Source organism: Modestobacter sp. VKM Ac-2984, assembly GCF_026967985.1.
Classification (GTDB): Bacteria; Actinomycetota; Actinomycetes; order Mycobacteriales; family Geodermatophilaceae; genus Modestobacter.
Genome location: NZ_JAPVBJ010000003.1, coordinates 338,640 through 357,677, shown reverse-complemented (window position 1 = coordinate 357,677; position 19,038 = coordinate 338,640). Strand labels below are relative to the sequence as shown.

The window sequence follows — 19,038 nt, the reverse complement described above, 5'->3', positions numbered from 1 at the left end:
CACACACCCCCGCGCGGCCGGGCCGGCGGCCGGGATCGACGTAGGCTCGAAGGGTGATCGATCCCAAGTCCGACGCTGACGACCTGCCCGAGCTGGACGACCCCGTGGTCGTGGTCGCGTTCGAGGGATGGAACGACGCCGGGGACGCCGCCACCGGCGCCGTGGAGCACCTGGAGCTGATCTGGGATGCCACCCCGCTCGCCGCGCTGGACCCCGAGGACTACTACGACTTCCAGGTCAACCGGCCGACCGTCAACCTGATCGACGGCGTCAGCCGCCGGATCGAATGGCCCACCACCCGCCTCTCGGTGGCCAAGCCGCCGGGCAGTGCCCGGCACGTCGTCCTCATCCGTGGCATCGAGCCGAACATGCGGTGGCGCAGCTTCTGCGATGAGCTGATCGAGCTGTGCCAGGAGCTCGGCGCGCAGACGGTGGTCGCGCTCGGGGCCCTGCTGGCCGACACGCCGCACACCCGCCCCACCCCGGTGACCGGATCGGCCTACGACGCGGAGTCGGCGCGGCAGTGGGGGGTGGAGACGTCCACCTACCAGGGCCCGACCGGCATCCTGGGCGTCTTCGCCGATGCCTGCGTGCAGGCCGGCCTGCCGGCGGTGAGCTTCTGGGCGGCCGTGCCGCACTACGTCTCCCAGCCCCCCGCCCCCCGGGCGACGATGGCGCTGCTGACCCGGGTCGAGGAGGTCCTCGAGGTCACCGTCCCGCTCGGCACCCTGCCCGAGCAGGCCGACGAGTGGGTGAAGACCGTCGACGAGATGGCCCAGGAGGACGAGGAGGTCGTGGAGTACGTGCGCTCGCTGGAGGAGCGGCAGACCGCGACCGACCTGTCCCAGGCCAACGGCGACCAGATCGCCCGCGAGTTCGAGCGATATCTGCGCCGCCGCGGCGGCACGAGCTGAGCTCGGCCGCTTCATGATCAGCACGGGCTGAGGGTCGTCATCTCCGCGTGATGACGACCCTCAGCCCGTTCTCGTCGCCGACCCCCTCAGGGTGTGACGAGCAGCGGGCGCATCCGGATGGTGGCGGTGTCGTCGAAGAGGCGGTCGTAGGTGGCGAGGGCGAACCGGTCGGTCATCCCGGTCACGTAGTCGACGACCTGGGTGACCAGGTCGGCCTCGGTGTCCCGGTAGCTGGCCGGCATGAGCTCGGGATGGTCCAGGTGGTGGTCGACCAGCCGGCGGATCACCTCGATCGCCACGTGCTTCTGCCCGGCGGCGATCTCGGACCCGTAGACCCGCTCGAACATGAAGGCCCGCAGCTCGTTCATCGCCTCGAGGGCGTCCGGCGCCATCCGCACGGCCGGGGTCGGCGGGCCGCCGGGGACGGCGTGCCGGGCCTCCTCGCGCGCCGAGGCGTACGTCCCGTCGACGACCGCCTCGATCATCGCCCCGACCATCGCCCCGCCGGGCGGGCCGAAGGTGGCCAGCGTGCGGGCCGGCAGGTCACCGGCGCGCAGCACCCCGGCCCGGACGGCGTCCAGCGCGTCGTGGGAGAGGTAGCCGATCCGGTCGGCGAACTTCACGCACTCCGCCTCCCGGGTGGCCGGCGGCGGGGTGATCTTCCAGCTGTGTGCCCGGACGCCGTCGCGCACCTCCCAGGTGAGGTTGAGGTCCTCGAGCACCTCGACGATCCGCACCCCCTGGGCGGCGTGGTGCCAGCCACCAGCGACGTAGGGCTCCAGGGCCTCCTCGCCGATGTGCCCGAACGGCGAGTGGCCGACGTCGTGGGCCAGTGCGATCGCCTCGGCCAGGGTCTCGTGCAGGCCCAGCGCCCGGGCCAGTGACCGGGCGACCTGGGTGACCTGGAGGGTGTGGGTGAGCCGGGTGACGAAGTGGTCGCCGTCGGGGTGCAGGAAGACCTGGGTCTTGTGCTTGAGCCGGCGGAAGGCCTTGGCGTGCAGCACCCGGTCGCGGTCGAGCTCCCAGCAGGTGCGGAGTCCGTCGTCGGGCTCAGGGCGCGCCCGTCCCCGGCTCCGGGCGGACCGGGCGGCCGCCGGGGCGAGAGCCGTCTCCGCGTCCTCCCGCGCCTGTCGGTCGATCCGGGTGAAGGCAGGCGGGTACGCCAGCCACTCGAACCCCGTCCCGCCCTCGCTCACGGCGTGAGTGCCACGCCGAGCAGTGCGTCGACGAGGTCGCGGACGACGGCCGGGGACTCCTCGTCCCAGTCGTCGCTGGACTGCGCGGCGGGCAGGCCCGGGCCGGAGGCGGCCTCGGCGAGGCTCGCGGCAGCCCAGCGGTCGACGGCGGCGATCGCGCCGGGGGTGTCGAGGTCGTCGGCCAGCCGCTCCCGGACGGCGGCCAGCACCGGGCCGGCCGGCGCACCCAGCGGCAGCTCGACGGCGCGCCGCCAGGTGTCCAGCCGCCGCTGCGCCTGGGCCAGCAGGTCGGGGGTCCAGGCCCGGTCGGTGCGGTAGTGCCCGGACAGCAGGGCCAGCCGGATCGCCATCGGGTCGGTGCGGTCGCCGCGGAGCCGGGAGACGAAGACCAGGTTGCCCCGGCTCTTGCTCATCTTCTCCCCGTCCAGCCCGATCATCGCGGCGTGCACGTAGGCCCGGGCGAAGGGCTTGGTGCCGGTGAGCGCCTCGGCGTGGACGGCGGAGTACTCGTGGTGCGGGAAGACCAGGTCACTGCCGCCGCCCTGGACGTCGAAGCCCATGCCGATCTTGTCGAGAGCGATCGTGGCGCACTCGACGTGCCAGCCCGGGCGGCCCGCGACGCCCCGCGGACCGGGCCAGGACGGCTCGCCCTCGCGGGCCCCCCGCCACAGCAGCGGGTCGAGCGCGTGCCGCTTGCCCGCCCGGTCGGGGTCGCCGCCCCGCTCGGCGGACAGCCGGAGCATGGTGGCCTCGTCGTAGCCGGACTCGGAGCCGAACCCGGGCGCCTGGGCGACGTCGTGGTAGACGTCCCCGGTGCCGTCGTCCAGCTGGTAGGCCAGTCCGGCGTCCCACAGGGTCTCCACGTGGGCGGCGATCCGCGGGATCGACTCGACGGCGCCGACGAAGTCCTCCGGCGGCAGCACCCGCAGCGCGGTCATGTCCTCGCGGAAGAGCGCCGTCTCGCGCATGCCCAGGACGATCCAGTCCTCGCCGTCGCGGTCGGCCCGCTCGAACAGCGGGTCGTCGACGTCGGTGACGTTCTGCACGTAGTGCACGGCGTGCCGGGCATCGCGCCAGACCCGGTTGACCAGGTCGAAGGCCAGGTAGGTGGCGGCGTGGCCGAGGTGCGTGGCGTCGTAGGGCGTGATGCCGCAGACGTACATGCGGGCCGTGCGGCCCGGTGAGGTCTCGACCACCTCGCCGCGGGCGGTGTCGTACAGCCGCAGGGCGGGGCCGGACCCGGGCAGGGTGGGGAGCAGCGGGGCAGGCCAGGAGAGCACGGCAGGAGCCTAGATCCGGCCGGTGACAGGTCGGCACGCCACCCGGTCGACACCCGCCGTTCCCCCGCCGGCCGGACCGGCAGCCCGTCAGGCCCGGAGAGGTGACGCCGTCACGGCCAGGTGGTGGCGTGCCGCTCGAACTCCTCCCCGGTCTGGACGCCGACCACGCAGAACAGCAGCCCGGCCGGGTCCTTCATCTGCCAGAACCCGCCCATGTCGACCATCCGGACCGCCCCGAGGGCCTCCAGCCGGGCCACCTCGGCGTGCACGTCGTCGGTCTCGATGTCCACGTGCCAGCGCGGCGGGGTGCCCACCCCGGTGCGCTGGACCTCCAGGTGGAACCCGTCGGCGAAGGAACCGAGCGAGGACCACGCGTCGTCGATGGTGTCGGGTTCCACGGGATGGCCCGTCGCGGCGGACCAGAACGCCTGCCCCCGGTCGTGCAGCTGCGGCGGCAGGTCGATCAGCAGGACCGCGAGTCGGCTCCGGTGAGGCACTCCCCCACCCTGGCAGGGACGGCGGCGGGAGAGCAACGCCGGGCCGACGGCGCTCAGCTCAGAACGGCGGCCAGGGCAGCGCGGGCCACTCCCCGCTCGGCTGGGGGTGCACGCCGGTGCGCAGCATCTCGGCCACCCGTTGCTGGGTGCGCCGCACCTCGCGCCGGGTGAGGTGCTCGTGCAGCTGCTCGCCCAGCTCGCCGCGCAGCTGGTCGTCCAGCTCGCGCAGGACGGTGACCGCCTCGGCGGTGAGCGGCTTGCCGGCCCAGCGCCACAGCAGGGTGCGCAGCTTGGGCTCAGCGGAGAAGCAGATGCCGTGGTCGACGCCGTACACGTGCCCGCCGCGCATCGGGATGATGTGGCCGCCCTTGCGGTCGGCGTTGTTCACCACGGCGTCGAAGACGGCCATCCGGCGGAGCTCGGGGACGTCGAGCCGGACGAACTCGGTGAGCTCGACGGTGGGGTCGGCGTCCATCCAGAGCTGCACCATGCCGGGGCCGAACGGGCCCTCGCGCAGCACGGTGGGCGGCACGATCGACCAGCCGGTGGCCTCCGACACCAGGTGCGCGCTGATCTCCCGGCCGGCGAGCGTGCCGTCGGGGAAGTCCCACAGCGGCCGCTCCCCCGCCACCGGCTTGTACACGCAGGTGGCGGCCAGCTGGTCGGTCCGGATCGCCCCGACGAGGGTGACGTTGCTGGCGTCCAGCAGCCGGCCCTCCATGTCCAGCGCACCCTCGCGGAGCAGGGTGGCGACCTCGTCGGCGCCGCTGGGCGGCCGACGGTCGCCGTGGTCGAAGCCGGCGAGGTCCAGCTCGACGACGTCGCCGTCCAGCTCGTCGTCGTCGAGCTCGTCGTCCAGCTCGAGGGGCTCGTCGGTCAGCGGGTGCTCCAGCCGGTCGTCGCGGGGATCAGGCGCCGTCATCGCTCCGCCGGCTCAGCGGCGGTAGCCGTTCTGCCGGGGGCAGACGTGACCGGCCGGGTCCAGCGGCAGCGAGCACAGCGGGCAGGAGGGCCGGCCGGCGGCGATCACCCGGCGGGCGCGGGCGACGAACGCGCGGGCCGCGACCGGGGTGATCGTGACGCGCAGGGCGTCGGGGCCCTCGTCGCTGTCGGAGAGGATCGCGTCCTCCTCGATCGGCTCCTCGCCGGCGGCGACGGCCTCGACGACGACGGCGTCCTCCTCACCGTCCCAGGCCAGGCCCATCGCGGCGACGCGGAACTCCTCGTCGACGGGGGCGGTGAGCGGTTCGAGGTCGTCGACGTCGGCGTCGGGCGGGACGACGACGGCGGCGCGGTTGGCCACCTCGTCGAGCAGCTCGCTCATGCGGTCGGCCAGCACCTGGACCTGCGTCTTCTCCAGCGCCACGCTGATCGTGCGGCCGGCCTCGTCGGAGGCCTGCAGGTAGAAGGTGCGGTCGCCGGGCTGGCCCACCGTGCCGGCGACGAACCGGGAGGGACGGTCGAAGAGGAAGACCTGACGAGGCACGGCGATCAGGTTACGCGGCGCCGGAGCCCGCGCCGCCGCCGACGACCGCATCGGAGGAGGGTGTGCGCCGGCCGCGCTTCTTCTTCGGCGGGATCAGGGCGGACACGTCGCCGCCGGTGTCGTTGACCCGGACCAGGAAGGGCCGGGTGTCGGTGTAGGTGACGACCGACAGGGACGCCGGGTCGACGACGATCCGCTGGAAGGAGTCCAGGTGCAGCCCCAGGGCGTCGGCCAGGATCGACTTGATCACGTCGCCGTGGCTGCAGACCAGCCAGACGGCGTCCGGGCCGAGCTTCGCGTTCCACTCCCGGACGGCGGCCACCGCCCGCGCCTGGGTCTGGGCGAGCCCCTCGCCCTCGGGGCCGGGGAAGACCGCGGCGGAGGGGTGCTGCTGCACGACCTTCCAGAGCGGCTCCTTGACCAGTTCCTTGATCGGGCGCCCGGTCCAGTCGCCGTACCGGGCCTCGCCGAACCGGTCGTCGGTCTGCACGTCCAGGGCCCGGCCCTCGGCGACCGCGCCGGCGGTCTGCTGGCAGCGCTCCAGTGGGCTGCTCACCACTGCGGCCAGCGGGACGGCGGACAGCCGCTGCGCGACCGCCTGGACCTGCGCCTGACCGGCGTCGTCCAGCTGGACCCCGGGGGTCCAGCCGGCGAGCACGCCTGCGGTGTTGGCCGTCGTCCGGCCGTGTCGGAGCAGCACGACGGTGGTCACTCCACCGACTCTAGTGAGCGGCTCTCCGTCAGGTCGGCTCGAGGACGCCGGTGCCGACCAGCGCCAGCACCAGCACGCCGAGTGCGATCCGGTAGACCACGAACGGGGCGAAGCTGCCGCGCTCCAGGTAGCGCAGCAGCCAGGCGATGACCGCGTACCCCATCCCGAAGGCGATGACCGTGGACAGGACCGTCGGACCCCAGGAGAGCGCCTCGCCCTCGGTCTCGCCGGTCAGGGACTCGTAGGCCTGGAAGAACCCGGCGCCGAGCACGGCGGGGACGGCGAGCAGGAACGAGTACCGCGCGGCTGCGGCCCGGTTGTAGCCGAGGAACCGGCCGGCGGTGATGGTGCCGCCGGAGCGGGAGACCCCGGGGATGAGCGCCATCGCCTGGGCGAACCCGAAGGTCAGGCCGTGCTTGACGGTCAGGTCGGGCAGGTCCCGCTCGGTGCTGCCCACCCGGTCGGCCCAGTACAGGACCAGCGAGAAGACGATCAGGGCGACGGCGATGATCCGCAGGTCGCGGAAGGTCGTCTCGATCGAGTCCTGGAACAGCAGCCCGAGGACGACGATCGGCAGACTGCCGATGATGATCAGCCAGCCCATCCGGGCGTCGGGGTCACTGCGGGCCGAGCGGTCGGACAGCCCCCGGACCCAGGCGGTGATGATCCGCCAGATGTCGTGCCGGAAGTAGATGAGCACGGCGAGCTCCGTGCCGATCTGGGTGATCGCGGTGAACGCCGCGCCGGGGTCACCCCAGCCGAACGCCTCGCCGACCACCCGCAGGTGGGCGCTGGAGGAGATCGGCAGGAACTCGGTGAGCCCCTGGACGAGGCCGAGGACGACGGCTTCCCACCAGCCCACGGTCAGCGCCCCCGCTGCTCGGCCGGGCGGTGGTCAGGGCAGGTCGAGGGCTCGCGCACGACAGGCACCCTAGGTGGCCGGGACCCCGGGGCCCGGCAGCCCGGCACGAGACGTTCGTCGCTGCCGGGGGACGTCGGTGGGCAACGGTAGGTTGACCCGTCGTGGAACAGCGGGCGCTCGGGCGCAGTGGGCTCGTCGTCTCCCGGCTGGGGCTGGGCACCCTCACGTGGGGCCGTGACACCGACGAGGACGAGGCCGCGATGCAGCTGACGGCGTTCGTCGACGCCGGCGGCACGCTGGTCGACACCGCCGACGTGTACGCCGACGGGGAGAGCGAGCGGACCCTCGGGCGGCTGCTGGCCGACGTCGTCCCGCGGGACGACGTGCTGGTCGCCACCAAGGCGGCGGGCCGCACCGGCCCCGGGCCGATGGGCCGCGGCGCCTCCCGCGGGCACCTGCTCTCGGCGCTGGACGCGTCCCTGGAGCGGCTGGGGATCGACCACGTCGACCTGTGGCAGCTGCACGCCTGGGACGACGCCACGCCCCTGGAGGAGACGCTGGCCGCCTGCGACCTGGCCGTCTCCTCCGGCCGGGCCCGCTACGTCGGGGTGAGCAACTTCTCCGGCTGGCAGACCGCCCAGGCGGCCACCTGGCAGCGTGCCTGGCCCGGGCGCACCCCGATCGTGAGCACCCAGGTCGAGTACTCGTTGCTGCAGCGCGGCGTCGAGCGCGAGGTGCAGCCGGCCGCGGAGGCGCTGGGGCTGGGCATCCTGCCGTGGTCGCCGCTGGGCCGGGGGCTGCTCACCGGCAAGTACCGGCACAGCACGCCCGCCGACTCCCGCGGCGCGTCGGCGCAGTGGCAGGGGTTCATCGACGGGCTGCGCTCGGCGACCGCGGACCGGGTGGTGGAGGCGGTGATCACCGCGGCCGAGGGGCTGGGCACCACGCCGCTGGGGGTGGCGCTGGCCTGGCTGCGCGACCGGCCGTGCGTGGTGGCCCCGATCGTGGGCGCCCGGACCGCCCAGCAGCTGCAGGCCGCCCTCGACGCCGAGGGCGTCCGGCTGCCGCCGGCGATCACCACCGCCCTGGACGACGTGTCCGCACCGCACTTCTCCTATCCCGAGCAGCGTCGGGAGCACTGAGGTCATGAGCACACCCGCTGGCGACCCCGTCTTCGCCGCCTTCTGCACCGCGGGCCTGTGGCCGGGCCTGGGCAAGCGGACGGCGGCCGACCTGCCGACCGCCGGCATCACCGGCCCGGACGACGTCACCGCCGACCGACTGCTCAAGCTGCCCCGGGTGGGCCGGCAGCGCGCCGAGCGGCTGTTCAGCTCCTTCCTCGCCGCGCGGTCGACCTACGAGGTGGTCGAGCTGCTCGTCGGCGCCGGCCTGAACGCCCGGCTGGCCGTGAACTCCGCCGACGCGCTCGGCCCGGACGCCGCCCGCCGGCTCCGGGACGACCCCTGGGCACTGCTCGGCCTGACCGGGGTGACGCTGGCCGACGCCGACCGGCTGGCGATCGCCGTCCTCTCCGGCGCCGACCGGCAGGACACCCGCCGCGGCCGGGCCATCGTGGCGCTGACGCTGCGGACCGCCACCCGGGACGGGCACACCGTGCTCCCCGCCGACCTGGTGGTGGCGGCGCTGCGGGCCGAGGGGATCGCCGACCCGGCCGCCGCCGTGGTGGCCGCGGTGGAGTCCGGCGAGGTGCTTGAGCACGAACCACCGATGGTCGAGCCGGCCGACGACGCCGACGAGCTGCCCGAGCCCGACCCGGCGCTGCGCACCCTGTCGCTGGCCCGGTACGGGATGGCGGAGGAGGCGGTGGCGGAGAACGTGCACCGGCTGGCCGCCACGAGCGGGCGGATCGCAGACCCGGCGTCGGTGCGGTCGGTGGCCAAGGGCCTGGACCCGGCACAGCAGGCGGCGGTGGCCCAGGTGCTCGGCGCCGGCGTCTCGCTGCTGACCGGCGGGCCGGGCACCGGGAAGAGCCGGACCGTGGCCTCGCTGGTGAAGCTGCTGCAGGCCAAGGGCACCGAGGTCGCCCTGGCGGCGCCGACCGGCCGGGCGGCGAAGCGGCTGGAGGAGCTGACCGACCACCCGGCGGTGACCGTGCACCGGCTGCTGGGCGCCCAGGGCATGACGGGTGGGTTCGCCCGCAACGAGGAGTGGCCGCTGGACGCCGACGTCGTCGTGGTCGACGAGGCCTCGATGCTGGACGTCGAGCTGGCCGCGGCGCTGCTGGAGGCCTGCCCCGACGGGACCCACCTGCTGCTGGTGGGCGACCCGGCCCAGCTGCCCTCGATCGGCCCGGGCCACGTCCTCGGTGACCTGATCGACTCCGGCGTGGTGCCGGTGACCGAGCTGACCACGCTGCACCGCCAGGCCGCCGGTGGGGCGATCGCCCGGCTGGCCACCGGCGTCCGGGGCGGCGAGCTGGTGCAGGTGGAGTCCCCGGACCGTGAGGTGGTGATCGTGCCGGCCACCGGCAGCGCCGAGGCCGCGAAGCGGGTGGTGCAGCTGGTCACCGACTCGATCCCGCGCGCGCTGGGGATCGACCCGTCGACGGTGCAGGTCGTCACCCCGGTGCACCGCGGGCCGGCCGGCACGATCGAGCTGAACAAGGCACTGAAGGCACAGCTCAACCCGGGCGAGGGCACGGTGTTCGGGTTCGACGTCGGTGACCGGGTGGTGGCCACCGCCAACCACCTGGAGCTGGAGCCGATCGGGTTCGCCAACGGCGAGGTCGGTGTGGTCACCGGCACCGGCGAGGGCTCGCTCACCGTCGACTTCAGCTCCGGACCGGTCACCGTGATCGGCAAGGCGCTCGGAGACCTCCGGCACGGCTGGGCGATCACCGTGCACCGGGCCCAGGGCTCGGAGTGGCCCGGCGTCGTCGTGGTGCTGCCGCCGGAGGCCGGCGGGATGCTGTCCCGGCCGCTGGTCTACACCGCGCTCACCCGGGCCCAGCGGCACCTGTCGATCGTGCACGCCAGCGGCGCCGCCCTGGCCCGCGCGGTGCGGGAGGTCGACGTCCGGCCGCGCCGGACCCGGCTGGCGGCCCTGCTCGCCGAGCTGGCGGAGTGAGCCACCCGTCAGGCGGCGGGCGTTTGCCGCGTTGATCTTGTGGGAAACCACCAGCCCATGGGCATCATCGGTTTCCTCGTCTTCGGTCTGATCGTCGGTGCACTGGCGCGGCTGATCAAGCCGGGCAAGCAGAACCTCAGCATCCTGGCCACCCTGGCCCTCGGTGTCGTCGGTTCCCTGATCGGTGGCGTCGTCGCCACCCTCCTGGGCACCGGTGACTTCGGCGAGCTCAACATCATCGGCGCGATCGTCGCGATCGTCGCTGCCGTGCTGCTGGTCGGTGCGGCCGAGGGCATGAGCGGCGGGCGGCGCAAGGTCCACTGACCTCGCTCCACGGCACCACTCCCCTGCCCCGGGCGCAGACCTCCGCGGTCAGCGCCCGGGGCAGGCGCGTCTCACGGCGCAGATCAGCCGGTGCACGGCCGGGCCGAGGTCGTCGGCGCCGGTGACCGGGTCGGCGAACGGGACGCGGACGTCCCGGTGGCCCGACCGCTGTTCGATCCGCAAGCGGAACCCGTACCGGTCCAGGCCGAGCGGGCGGACGACGTCGCCCTGCCCCAACCAGGCGGCCGGCACCCGGGAGCAGAGCAGGTCCAGCTCCTCGGGGTGCGCGACGTCCAGGTGCTGCAGCGCCTGCGCCTCCACCGCGGCCAGTGGGTCGGGCACGGCGGCGAGGAAGGCGTCGGGGTCGATCTCGGTGACCGTGCCGCACTCCCCCAGCACGACCTCGGCCAGGTCCAGGCGCAGCAGGGTCGCGCTGCGCCCGACGTCCAGCAGCGCCCCCACCGGGGCGACGTCGGCGAAGGCCAGTGTGGCGTCCCGCTGATCGGCCTCGAGCAACGGCGTGAGCCACCCCGACAGCCAGACCTGGGCGCGCACCGGTTCCCGCAGCGGCACCGGCGCGTGGTCGGTGACCATCAGCAACGCCGCGAGGTCCCCGTCGGGGGACGACTGCACCGCGCTGCACACCTCGCCGGCGGTAGGCACCACGACGAGCACCTGGCCCGCGGCGGTGATGGCGTGCCCGAGCACGCGGCTCCCGTCGATGCCGGCGGCGCAGACCGCGGCGGACGGTCGGGCGGCCACCGTGCGCGCTCGTTCGGCTCCGGTGGGCCGGACTGCATCGGACGAGGGCCCCGGGGTGGCGGGGCGGGTCGATCGTGTCATGCGGCACTCCGGGTTCAGGACGACTCGACATCGCGGTAAGGTGAGCCTAACCGAACCCGGAGGACCGTGTGAACAGCTCTCGCCCCAAGGTCCGGCGCTCCCGTGCGCTGGGCATCCCGCTCACCCCCAAGGACGTCCGCTACTTCGAGCGGCGCCCGTACCCGCCCGGTGAGCACGGCCGCAAGCGCAAGAACACCAGCGACTACAAGACCCGGCTGATGGAGAAGCAGCGGCTGCGCGCTCAGTACGACATCAGCGAGACCCAGCTCCGCTCGGCGTTCGACCGGGCCCGGCGCAGCGGCGGGAAGACCGGCGAGGAGCTGATCACCCACCAGCTCGAGGCGCGGCTGGACGCAACCGTGCTGCGCGCCGGCTTCGCGCGGACGATCTACCAGGCCCGGCAGACGGTCAGCCACCAGCACGTCACGGTGAACGGCAAGCGGGTCGACCGGCCCAGCTACCAGGTGCAGCCCTACGACGTCGTCGAGATCGCCGAGCGCAGCAAGGCCAAGCTGCCCTTCCAGGTCGCCGCCTCCGGTGCCCACGCCGCTGCCCCGGCCTACCTGGAGGTCCAGCTCGCCGAGCTCCGCTGCGTGGTCCTCCGCCGGCCGCAGCGCGCCGAGGTCCCGGTGGTCTGCGAGGAGCAGCTGGTCGTGGAGTACTACTCCCGCTGAGCCGGTCCGGGCCGGGGCCGTTCCGGCCCCGGCCATCGGTCGGTGCCCACCGAGCGCGTTCGAGATCAGCCCCGCTGGTCGTCCTCGTCGTCGGGGACGGCGGCCTGCTGCTCCAGGACGTCGTACTCGTCGGCCTCGGGATCGGCGTCCCGCAGTCCGGTCGAGGCGCCCGGGGCGGCGGTGAGCTGCTGCTCGACGGCGTCGGCCTCCGGGACGTCGGCGCCCAGCGGGCTCACCTCGTCGGCGAGCTCCGGGCCGGCCGGGGCGACGGTCCGCTGCTGCTCCAGGCGGTCGGCGTCGTTGGCTTCGGGGTCGGTCATGGGGGCTCCTCGCCGGTCGGGGGCCCGGCCGGGTGCCGGGCCGCGCCGTCCTCCCCTGCCCGTACTCCGCCGGTGCGACACCCGGACCAGGTGGCGTCGTGGTGACCACCACATGACCCACCGACGTCCGGCAGGCACAATCGACGAGGTGTCAGCACCCGGCGAGTACGAGTACGCCCCGCTGCGCATCCCGGCGGGCATCTCCCGCTCCGCGGCCGCGCAGCTGATGAGCATGCAGTCCGACACGGGCGGCTGGGAGCTCGCCCGGCTCCAGCTGCACGCCGACGGCACCCGAAAGGTGATCATGCGACGTCGGGCGCGGCTGTCCTACCTCCCCCGCCCCATGGTCTGAGGCCACGTCAGGGGGTGAGGACGACCTTGCCGACGGTGCTGCGGTCGGCGATGGCGGCCATCGCCTGCGGCAGCTGGGTGAGCGGCAGCGACTGGCCGACCAGCGGGGCGATCGCACCGTCGTCGAACAGGTCGCACAGCGCCTGGTGCACCGTCCCGATCCGGGCCGGGTCGTGCTTGCGGTACAGGCCCCAGTGCAGCCCGACGATGCTGTAGTTCTTGACCAGCGCGTGGTTGACCGGGGCTTGCGGGATCGTGCCGCTGGTGAAGCCGACGACGACCAGCCGCCCCTCGAAGGCGATGCACTTGCGCGACTTGTCGAACACCTCGCCACCCACCGGGTCGTAGACGACGTCGGCCCCGTGCCCGCCGGTGATCTCCTTGACCAGCGGGACGAAGTCCTCGGCCGTGTAGTCGATGACGTGGTCGGCGCCGAGTGAGCGGCAGACCTCGGTCTTGCGCTCCCCACCGGCGGTGGCGATCACCTTCGCGCCGGCGGCCTTGCCGAGCTGGATCGCCGCCGTCCCGACGCCACCGGCCCCGGCGTGCACCAGCAGCCACTCCCCCGCCTGCAGCGCCGCGCGACGGTGCAGGCCGACGTAGCCGGTCTGGTAGGTCAGGTACAGCGAGGCGGCCTGCTCATCGGACATCGCGTCGGGCACCGGCCAGGCTGCGGCGGCGTCCATCAGGGCGTACTCGGCGAAGGCGCCGGGCCCGCCGGAAGGCGAGCCGAGCACCCGCTGGCCGGTCTCGACGATCTCGCCGCACAGCTCCACGCCGGGGGTGAACGGCAGCGGCGGCCGCTCCTGGTACTGCCCCATCGCCATCAGCACGTCGGGGAAGTTCAGCCCGGCCGCCCGCACCTTGACCAGCACCTGGCCGTCGGCCGGCGTCGGCTGCTCGACCTCGTCGAGGGACATGACCTCGGCCGGGTCGCCGAGAGAGTGGACTCGCCATGCACGCATGCCCGGCACCTTGCCAGAGCGGCGGTGACGCCGGTCACCCGGGGGCCGAGAACTCATTGCGCGCAATCAGGCACCTCGTACGCTGGAGCGGTTGCGTCGAGAGGACGGCGTCGTCGACCACCGGAGGACGAACCCCCGTGAGCTCCACCATCGACCCCGTCGCCGTGCACACCCTGGGCCGGCTGGGCGCCGACCTGGCCGCCGGCAGCCCCTCGCAGGACCTCGTCGAACGCCTCGTCGACGACCTGAACCGGCCGTTCGGGCTGGACTTCTCCATCCGGTACGAGCTGCCCCCGGCGGCCGACGAACTGCGCCTGCACACCACCATCGGCGTCGCTGCGCAGCACCGGACGGACCTCGCGGTGGTCCCGCTCGGCGTCGCCGTCTGCGGGATGGTCGCCGAACGGCGCCGCCCGGAGGCGCACGCCCGGGTGGACGCCGACCCCGACGAGCGGCTGGCCCTGGCCCGGGAACTGGACGCCACCGCCTACGCCAGCTTCCCGCTGACCGCGGGACCGGCCGTGCTCGGCACCCTGTCGGTCGGCTCCCGGACCCGCCCGGAGTTCGGTGCTGCGGAGCTGGCGGTCCTGGGGGCGGCCGCCGACCTGGTGACCGTGGCCGCGGCGCGCGAGCGCGACCGCGCGGTGGTCGAGTCGGCTCGCGCCGCGCAGGCGCAGGCCGAGGAGCGCGTCGCCCACCTGGAGACGGCCCTGGTCACCAACCGCACCATCGCCACCGCCATCGGCGTGGTGATGACGCGCCGGTGCATCACCGAGCAGCAGGCCCACCGGTGGCTGATCGAGGTCAGTCAGCGCACCAACCGGAAGCTCCGGGTGGTCGCCGAGCAGATCGTGCACACCGGTTCCCTCGAGATCTGAGCCGGTTCAGCGCATCGAGGGCGGCCGCAGCGCGGTCGGGACGACGGCGGTCTCGCCGCTCGTCGTCCGGGCGGCCGGCACTCCCTTGAACTTGTACGGGACGGCTCCCACTCCCGGCTGGACGACGTAGGCCGCACCCGGCTCGGCACCGGCCCAGGCGGCGACCATCGCCTCGGCGACCTCGCCGGCCGACAGCACCGGGAAGTCGGCGGCGGCGAACTCCTCGCGCAGCGGGTCGATGATCGCGGTGTCGGCGAACCCGGGGCAGATCGCGGAGATGGTGATGCCGTCGTCGACGAGCCGGGAGGCCATCGACCGGACGAAGGCCACCGCCCCGCCCTTGGCGACGCTGTAGCCGGGGTCGGTGGCCATCGGCGACAGCCCGGCCAGGGAGGCGGTCACCACGATCGACCCGCCTCCGGCGCGCCGCAGGGCCGGCAGCGCCGCTTCGGTGCCGTAGACGACGCCGAACAGGTCGACGTCGACCACCTTGAGGAACTCGTCGACGTCCAGGGCGTGCCGGGACTGCCCGGCGATGCCGGCGTTGAGGAAGACGGCGTCCAGCCGGCCGTGCTCGGCCTCCACAGCGGCGACGACGGCGGCGTTGGCCGCCCGGTCGGTGACGTCGAGGGCCACGAAGTGCGCCCCCAGGCCCTCGGCGACCCCGCGGTTGGCCGCGCTGTCGAGGTCGGCGAGGACGACGGTGACCCCGCGCTCGCGGAGCTGGGCGGCGAGGGCGCGGCCGAAGCCGCCGGTCCCTCCGGTGACGAGGGCGACGTCGCCGGGGGCGGGGGAACCGGGCGTGGGAGTGGTGTCGGTCACGCCCGGCATCACATCACGCCTGGCGCAGGAACCGGTCGAGCACCCGGATGCCGAACTGCATCGAGTCGATGGAGATCCGCTCGTCGATGCCGTGGAACAGTGAGGCGAAGTCCAGCTCGGCGGGGAGCTTGAGCGGGGAGAAACCGAAGCAGCGCATGCCGAGGGTCTCGAAGCTCTTGGCGTCGGTGCCGCCGCTCATGGTGAACGGGACGGCGCGGGCGCCCGGGTCCTCGGCCTGCAGCGCCTGGACCATCAGGTCGACCGAGGGGCCGTCGAACGTCGTCTCCACGGCCTGGTCGTAGGTGATCCACTCCCGGGCGACGCCCTCCCCGATCAGCTCGTCCAGCTGCTTCTCGAACTCCGCCTCCTGCCCGTACAGGAAGCGGCCGTCGATGGTGGCGCTGGCGGCGCCGGGGATGACGTTGGTCTTGTAGCCGGCGTCGAGCATCGTGGGGTTGACCGTGTTGCGCAGCGCCGCGCCGATCATTCGACTGATGCTGCCCAGCCGGGCCAGCGCCTCGTCGGGCTGGTCCGGGTCGATCTCCACGCCGTAGGCGTCGCTGACCGCGTCGAGGAACTCGCGCATCGGCGGGGTGAGCACGGTGGGCAGCCGGGTGGTGCCGATCCGGGCGACCGCTGCGGCCAGCCGGGTGACGGCGTTGTCGTCGTGCACGAAGGAGCCGTGCCCGGGGCGGCCCTGGGCGGTCAGCTTCATCCACGCCAGGCCCTTCTCCGCGGTCTGCACGAGGTAGAGGCGCAGGTCGTCGCGGACGGTGATGCTGAACCCGCCGACCTCGCTGATCGCCTCGGTGCAGCCCTCGAAGAGGTCGGCGTGGTGGTCGACCATGTAGTGGGCGCCCTTGCGGCCGCCGGCCTCCTCGTCGGCGACGAAGGCCAGCACGATGTCGCGGTCGGGCTTGACGCCGGTGCGGGCCCAGTCACGCACCAGCGCCAGGGTCATCGCGTCCATGTCCTTCATGTCGACCGCGCCGCGGCCCCACACGTAGCCGTCGCGCTGCTCGCCGCTGAACGGGTGGACGCTCCACTCGGCCGGGTCGGCCGGGACGACGTCCAGGTGGCCGTGCACCAGCAGCGCCGGGCGGTCGCGGTTCGTGCCCTCGATCCGGGCGACCAGGTTGGCCCGGCCGGGCTCGGACTCGTGGATGACGCTGCTGATCCCCACCTCGTCCAGCTTGGCGGCGACCCACTCGGCGGCCTTCCGCTCCCCCGCGCTCGTGGCGGAGTCACCGGTGTTGGTGGTGTCGATCCGGATCAGGTCGGAGAGCAGGTCCGCGACCTCGGACTGGGCACCGGCCAGGGGCGTGGGCTGCGACATGCGGTCGATGGTGCCACCGGCCCCTGTCCCGGACCGGCGGTGGCCTCGGTTATGCTCATCGAGGCGCTCCGCGGAGTGCCCACCTTGTCCGGGTGGCGGAATGGCAGACGCGCTAGCTTGAGGTGCTAGTGCCCTTTATCGGGCGTGGGGGTTCAAGTCCCCCCTCGGACACCGAGTTGAACCCCCACGGTCTTCAGGCCGGTGGGGGTTCCCTTGTTTCTGACGTAGGCACGTCGGCTCCATGCCTGTAGGACGTCGTCCGGGTACCGCAAGGCACTGGGAGCTGACCTGGCGCCACGAGGCCAGGCCGTGCTCCCTGGTCGATCGGCCGCAGATCTCGAAGGGTGTCCGACCGTCCCGCTCGATCAGCTCGATCAGCTCGATCAGCTCGCGCACGATCGTCGCGTCGCATCACCCATGGCCTTGCACCGGTCAGATTCGGCGTCCACAGGTACAGGTAGGTGCACACCTGCTTGCCGGTGAAGAACCGCACGATTCATCGCCGCCGGAGCAGGATTGACCACTCGTGCTAATTTCTGACCATGCGGTCAGACCGGTCGGGCGTGGAACAGACCTTCATCGAAGAGGCCCGGCGACGGCAACTGCTCCAGGCCACCATCGAGACGATCGCCGAGCTCGGTTACGGCCAGGCGTCACTGGCCCGAATCGCGCAGCGCGCCGGGGTCAGTAAGGGGGTCATCGCCTACCACTTCACCAGTAAGGACCGGCTCATCGAGCTCGTCGTCGACCACGTGTACGCCTCGAGCTGGGCCGCGGTGCAGCCTCGCCTGGCAGGAGCCGGGACGATGACGGAGAAGCTCGCGACCTTCGTGCACGCTGAGATCCAGTACTACGGCTCGCACCGGCAGCAACTCCTGGCGATCGGCAGCATCGTCGTCAACCACCGTTGCGCCGACGGGTCCCTGCACTACCCACCTGGTGCCGAGGCGTCCGTCGTGCGCGTGCTGGTCGACCTCCTTCGTGCGGGTCAGGAGCGCGGGGAGCTGACGTCTTTCGACCCGCTCCCCCTGGCCGTCACCGTGGACAGAGCGATCACCGGCGCGCTCGAGCAGTGGGCGACGGATCCTGAGATCGACCTGCAGGCCTACGCCGACGAGCTGGCCCGCATCTTCGAGGCGGCCGTCCGACCGCTCATGACGGAGATGCCGTGACGTCCCTGCCGCCCGCGCCTGCCCTGCGCGGGATCAACTACGACGTCGGAACGGACTACGCCTCCGTGCCCTCCCGGATCTCCTGGCATCGGGACGACGTGACCCGAGACCTGCTCGCCATCCGCGACGAGCTGCACTGCACGACGGTCAACCTCTTCGGCACCGACACGGGCCGGCTCGCCGAAGCAGCGGGCATCGCGCGTCGCGTCGGGCTCGATGTGTGGGTCCAGCCGCGGCTGATCGACAGGCCGCAGCACGAAGTCCTCGCCCACCTGCTCGACGCCGCCCGCGCGGTGGAGCAGTTGCGACTGGAACACGGCGCAGTCGTGCTGAACGTCGGTTGCGAGTGGAGCGTCTTCTCCGATGGCGTCATCCCCGGCAGGAGCTACGCCGAACGAGCCGCCCATCTCGGGCGCCCGTGGTCCTGGCCGGCGCTCCCCCTGTACAGCCGGCGGTTGAACCGACTGCTTGCACAAGCCGTCGAGGTCGCACGTGCGGAGTTCCACGGACCTGTGACCTACGCTGCCGGCCTCTGGGAGCAGGTGGACTGGCGACCTTTCGATCTGGTCGGCTTGAACTACTACCGCCTCCGATGGAACCGGCTCGGCTATGCGGGGCGACTTCGCAAGCACGTGCAGCACGGCAGACCAGTGGTGATCACCGAGTTCGGTTGCGCCACCTTCCGCGGCGCGGCGGCACTGGGCCCCGCCGGTCACACCATCGTGCGGTACGGGCCGGAGGGACCGTCCCTGGCACCCGGGTACGTCCGCGATGAACAGGAGCAGGCCGACTACCTGCACTCACTGCTCGACGTCTACCGCGCTGCAGGCGTCGCCGGCACATTCGTCTTCGAGTTCGCTGAGCCGTACAAGCCACACTCCGCCGATCCCCGCGCGGACCTCGACATGTCCGGTTACGGAATCGTCAAGGTGTTGCCCGGCTCCCCTGGAGGCCCGCTCGACTGGGAGCCGAAGGCCGCGTTCCGCACTCTTGCGCGTGCCTACGAGGCCGCATGACCACCTCCGGACCACCGCATGACCTGCAGATGCCAGCACCGGTCCGGCCAGCGCAACGGGGTCAGCCTCGTCGAGCGGTCTCAGGGTCAGGACGGCGCACGGGCAGGCGTGTCACACATGCCCCGCCCGCGAACATGCCGGGTGTGCGGGCGTCGCTCGGCTCGACGTACCGCGGCCCGGCCATACGGGTCATTTCCTCAGGGACACGCGTGTGCGTATGTGGCATGTCCCCCCTCGGACACCGCTCAATGCACACCGAGTCCGTTGAACGGCAGGGGCCCGGAACCACTCAGGTTCCGGGCC

The 19,038-nt window shown here is 73.1% G+C and carries 21 protein-coding genes and 1 tRNA gene; 10 read left to right on the top strand and 12 right to left on the bottom strand.

The features are described from left to right. The first annotated feature begins 53 nt into the window (after nucleotides 1–53). Nucleotides 54–914, top strand: a complete 861-nt coding sequence (locus O2W16_RS08825; RefSeq protein WP_269158443.1) for a PAC2 family protein — start codon at nucleotides 54–56, stop codon at nucleotides 912–914. Between the two features lie 86 nt (nucleotides 915–1,000). Here O2W16_RS08825 and O2W16_RS08820 read toward each other — a convergent pair whose 3' ends face one another. From O2W16_RS08820 to O2W16_RS08790, 7 genes are all read right to left on the bottom strand, one after another. Next, entirely contained in the window at nucleotides 1,001–2,110 is a 1,110-nt protein-coding gene (locus tag O2W16_RS08820; protein ID WP_269158442.1) for an HD domain-containing protein, read from the bottom strand. Continuing rightward, nucleotides 2,107–3,390, bottom strand: a complete 1,284-nt coding sequence (mshC, locus tag O2W16_RS08815; RefSeq protein ID WP_269158441.1) for a cysteine--1-D-myo-inosityl 2-amino-2-deoxy-alpha-D-glucopyranoside ligase — start codon at nucleotides 3,388–3,390, stop codon at nucleotides 2,107–2,109. Before mshC ends, O2W16_RS08820 begins: the two co-directional genes overlap by 4 nt. Before the next feature lie 110 nt (nucleotides 3,391–3,500). Further along, the gene (locus O2W16_RS08810) at nucleotides 3,501–3,887 is read right to left on the bottom strand and encodes a VOC family protein (RefSeq protein ID WP_269158440.1); all 387 of its coding nucleotides are present in this window, start codon (nucleotides 3,885–3,887) and stop codon (nucleotides 3,501–3,503) included. Between the two features lie 58 nt (nucleotides 3,888–3,945). After that, the gene (locus O2W16_RS08805; protein WP_269158439.1) at nucleotides 3,946–4,809 is read right to left on the bottom strand and encodes an SCO1664 family protein; all 864 of its coding nucleotides are present in this window, start codon (nucleotides 4,807–4,809) and stop codon (nucleotides 3,946–3,948) included. A 12-nt stretch (nucleotides 4,810–4,821) separates the two neighbouring features. Next, nucleotides 4,822–5,373 (bottom strand): DUF3090 family protein, encoded by a 552-nt coding sequence (locus O2W16_RS08800; protein WP_269158438.1) that lies wholly within the window; start codon nucleotides 5,371–5,373, stop codon nucleotides 4,822–4,824. 10 nt (nucleotides 5,374–5,383) lie between these two features. Beyond that, nucleotides 5,384–6,085: a histidine phosphatase family protein gene (locus tag O2W16_RS08795; RefSeq protein ID WP_269158437.1), complete on the bottom strand. Its 702-nt coding sequence runs from the start codon at nucleotides 6,083–6,085 to the stop codon at nucleotides 5,384–5,386. Nucleotides 6,086–6,113: 28 nt separating this feature from the next. Continuing rightward, the gene (locus tag O2W16_RS08790) at nucleotides 6,114–6,947 is read right to left on the bottom strand and encodes an undecaprenyl-diphosphate phosphatase (protein WP_269158436.1); all 834 of its coding nucleotides are present in this window, start codon (nucleotides 6,945–6,947) and stop codon (nucleotides 6,114–6,116) included. Nucleotides 6,948–7,108: 161 nt separating this feature from the next. Between O2W16_RS08790 and O2W16_RS08785 the strand changes: the two genes are divergently transcribed. From O2W16_RS08785 to O2W16_RS08775, 3 genes are read left to right on the top strand one after another with little or no spacing between them, the layout of a single operon-like run. Continuing rightward, nucleotides 7,109–8,089 carry an aldo/keto reductase gene (locus O2W16_RS08785; protein WP_269158435.1) on the top strand — a complete coding sequence of 327 codons (981 nt, stop codon included), beginning with the start codon at nucleotides 7,109–7,111 and terminating at the stop codon, nucleotides 8,087–8,089. Nucleotides 8,090–8,093: 4 nt separating this feature from the next. Further along, complete coding sequence (locus tag O2W16_RS08780; protein ID WP_269158434.1) at nucleotides 8,094–10,034, top strand: AAA family ATPase; 1,941 nt, start codon at nucleotides 8,094–8,096, stop codon at nucleotides 10,032–10,034. 57 nt (nucleotides 10,035–10,091) lie between these two features. Continuing rightward, nucleotides 10,092–10,358 carry a GlsB/YeaQ/YmgE family stress response membrane protein gene (locus tag O2W16_RS08775; protein ID WP_269158433.1) on the top strand — a complete coding sequence of 89 codons (267 nt, stop codon included), beginning with the start codon at nucleotides 10,092–10,094 and terminating at the stop codon, nucleotides 10,356–10,358. A 48-nt stretch (nucleotides 10,359–10,406) separates the two neighbouring features. Here the strand turns inward: O2W16_RS08775 and O2W16_RS08770 are convergent, their stop codons facing one another. Further along, nucleotides 10,407–11,120, bottom strand: coding sequence for a DUF2470 domain-containing protein (locus O2W16_RS08770; protein ID WP_269158432.1), 714 nt, complete (start codon nucleotides 11,118–11,120; stop codon nucleotides 10,407–10,409). A gap of 149 nt (nucleotides 11,121–11,269) precedes the next feature. On the opposite strand from O2W16_RS08770, the gene rpsD reads away from it, so the two are divergent. Next, entirely contained in the window at nucleotides 11,270–11,875 is a 606-nt protein-coding gene (gene rpsD, locus O2W16_RS08765; protein ID WP_269158431.1) for a 30S ribosomal protein S4, read from the top strand. Nucleotides 11,876–11,940: 65 nt separating this feature from the next. On the opposite strand, the gene O2W16_RS08760 is transcribed toward rpsD, so the two are convergent. After that, a complete protein-coding gene (locus O2W16_RS08760) occupies nucleotides 11,941–12,195 on the bottom strand; it encodes a hypothetical protein (RefSeq protein WP_269158430.1) in 255 nt (84 codons plus the stop codon). Nucleotides 12,196–12,343: 148 nt separating this feature from the next. On the opposite strand from O2W16_RS08760, the gene O2W16_RS08755 reads away from it, so the two are divergent. Continuing rightward, nucleotides 12,344–12,547, top strand: a complete 204-nt coding sequence (locus O2W16_RS08755; RefSeq protein WP_269158429.1) for a DUF5703 family protein — start codon at nucleotides 12,344–12,346, stop codon at nucleotides 12,545–12,547. 7 nt (nucleotides 12,548–12,554) lie between these two features. On the opposite strand, the gene O2W16_RS08750 is transcribed toward O2W16_RS08755, so the two are convergent. Then, the gene (locus O2W16_RS08750) at nucleotides 12,555–13,511 is read right to left on the bottom strand and encodes an NADPH:quinone oxidoreductase family protein (RefSeq protein WP_269158428.1); all 957 of its coding nucleotides are present in this window, start codon (nucleotides 13,509–13,511) and stop codon (nucleotides 12,555–12,557) included. Between the two features lie 137 nt (nucleotides 13,512–13,648). On the opposite strand from O2W16_RS08750, the gene O2W16_RS08745 reads away from it, so the two are divergent. Beyond that, nucleotides 13,649–14,389, top strand: coding sequence for a GAF and ANTAR domain-containing protein (locus O2W16_RS08745; RefSeq protein WP_269158427.1), 741 nt, complete (start codon nucleotides 13,649–13,651; stop codon nucleotides 14,387–14,389). A 6-nt stretch (nucleotides 14,390–14,395) separates the two neighbouring features. Here O2W16_RS08745 and O2W16_RS08740 read toward each other — a convergent pair whose 3' ends face one another. Further along, nucleotides 14,396–15,220, bottom strand: coding sequence for an SDR family oxidoreductase (locus O2W16_RS08740; protein WP_269158426.1), 825 nt, complete (start codon nucleotides 15,218–15,220; stop codon nucleotides 14,396–14,398). Between the two features lie 4 nt (nucleotides 15,221–15,224). Continuing rightward, the gene (locus O2W16_RS08735) at nucleotides 15,225–16,547 is read right to left on the bottom strand and encodes a M20/M25/M40 family metallo-hydrolase (RefSeq protein ID WP_269158425.1); all 1,323 of its coding nucleotides are present in this window, start codon (nucleotides 16,545–16,547) and stop codon (nucleotides 15,225–15,227) included. Nucleotides 16,548–16,633: 86 nt separating this feature from the next. Between O2W16_RS08735 and O2W16_RS08730 the strand changes: the two genes are divergently transcribed. From O2W16_RS08730 to O2W16_RS08720, 3 genes are all read left to right on the top strand, one after another. Further along, a tRNA-Leu gene (locus O2W16_RS08730) sits at nucleotides 16,634–16,718 on the top strand. Between the two features lie 392 nt (nucleotides 16,719–17,110). Continuing rightward, entirely contained in the window at nucleotides 17,111–17,719 is a 609-nt protein-coding gene (locus O2W16_RS08725) for a TetR/AcrR family transcriptional regulator (protein ID WP_269158424.1), read from the top strand. Beyond that, complete coding sequence (locus O2W16_RS08720) at nucleotides 17,716–18,735, top strand: hypothetical protein (RefSeq protein WP_269158423.1); 1,020 nt, start codon at nucleotides 17,716–17,718, stop codon at nucleotides 18,733–18,735. The genes O2W16_RS08725 and O2W16_RS08720 overlap by 4 nt, the downstream gene beginning before the upstream one ends. Nucleotides 18,736–19,038 lie beyond the last annotated feature (303 nt).

Coding starts and splice junctions, on each gene's coding strand:
- O2W16_RS08735 (WP_269158425.1), bottom strand. CDS start 16,547: ATGTCGCAGCCCACGCCCCTGGCCGGTGCCCAGTCCGAGGTCGCGGAC.
- O2W16_RS08780 (WP_269158434.1), top strand. CDS start 8,094: ATGAGCACACCCGCTGGCGACCCCGTCTTCGCCGCCTTCTGCACCGCG.
- O2W16_RS08775 (WP_269158433.1), top strand. CDS start 10,092: ATGGGCATCATCGGTTTCCTCGTCTTCGGTCTGATCGTCGGTGCACTG.
- O2W16_RS08740 (WP_269158426.1), bottom strand. CDS start 15,220: ATGCCGGGCGTGACCGACACCACTCCCACGCCCGGTTCCCCCGCCCCC.
- O2W16_RS08750 (WP_269158428.1), bottom strand. CDS start 13,511: ATGCGTGCATGGCGAGTCCACTCTCTCGGCGACCCGGCCGAGGTCATG.
- O2W16_RS08805 (WP_269158439.1), bottom strand. CDS start 4,809: ATGACGGCGCCTGATCCCCGCGACGACCGGCTGGAGCACCCGCTGACC.
- O2W16_RS08760 (WP_269158430.1), bottom strand. CDS start 12,195: ATGACCGACCCCGAAGCCAACGACGCCGACCGCCTGGAGCAGCAGCGG.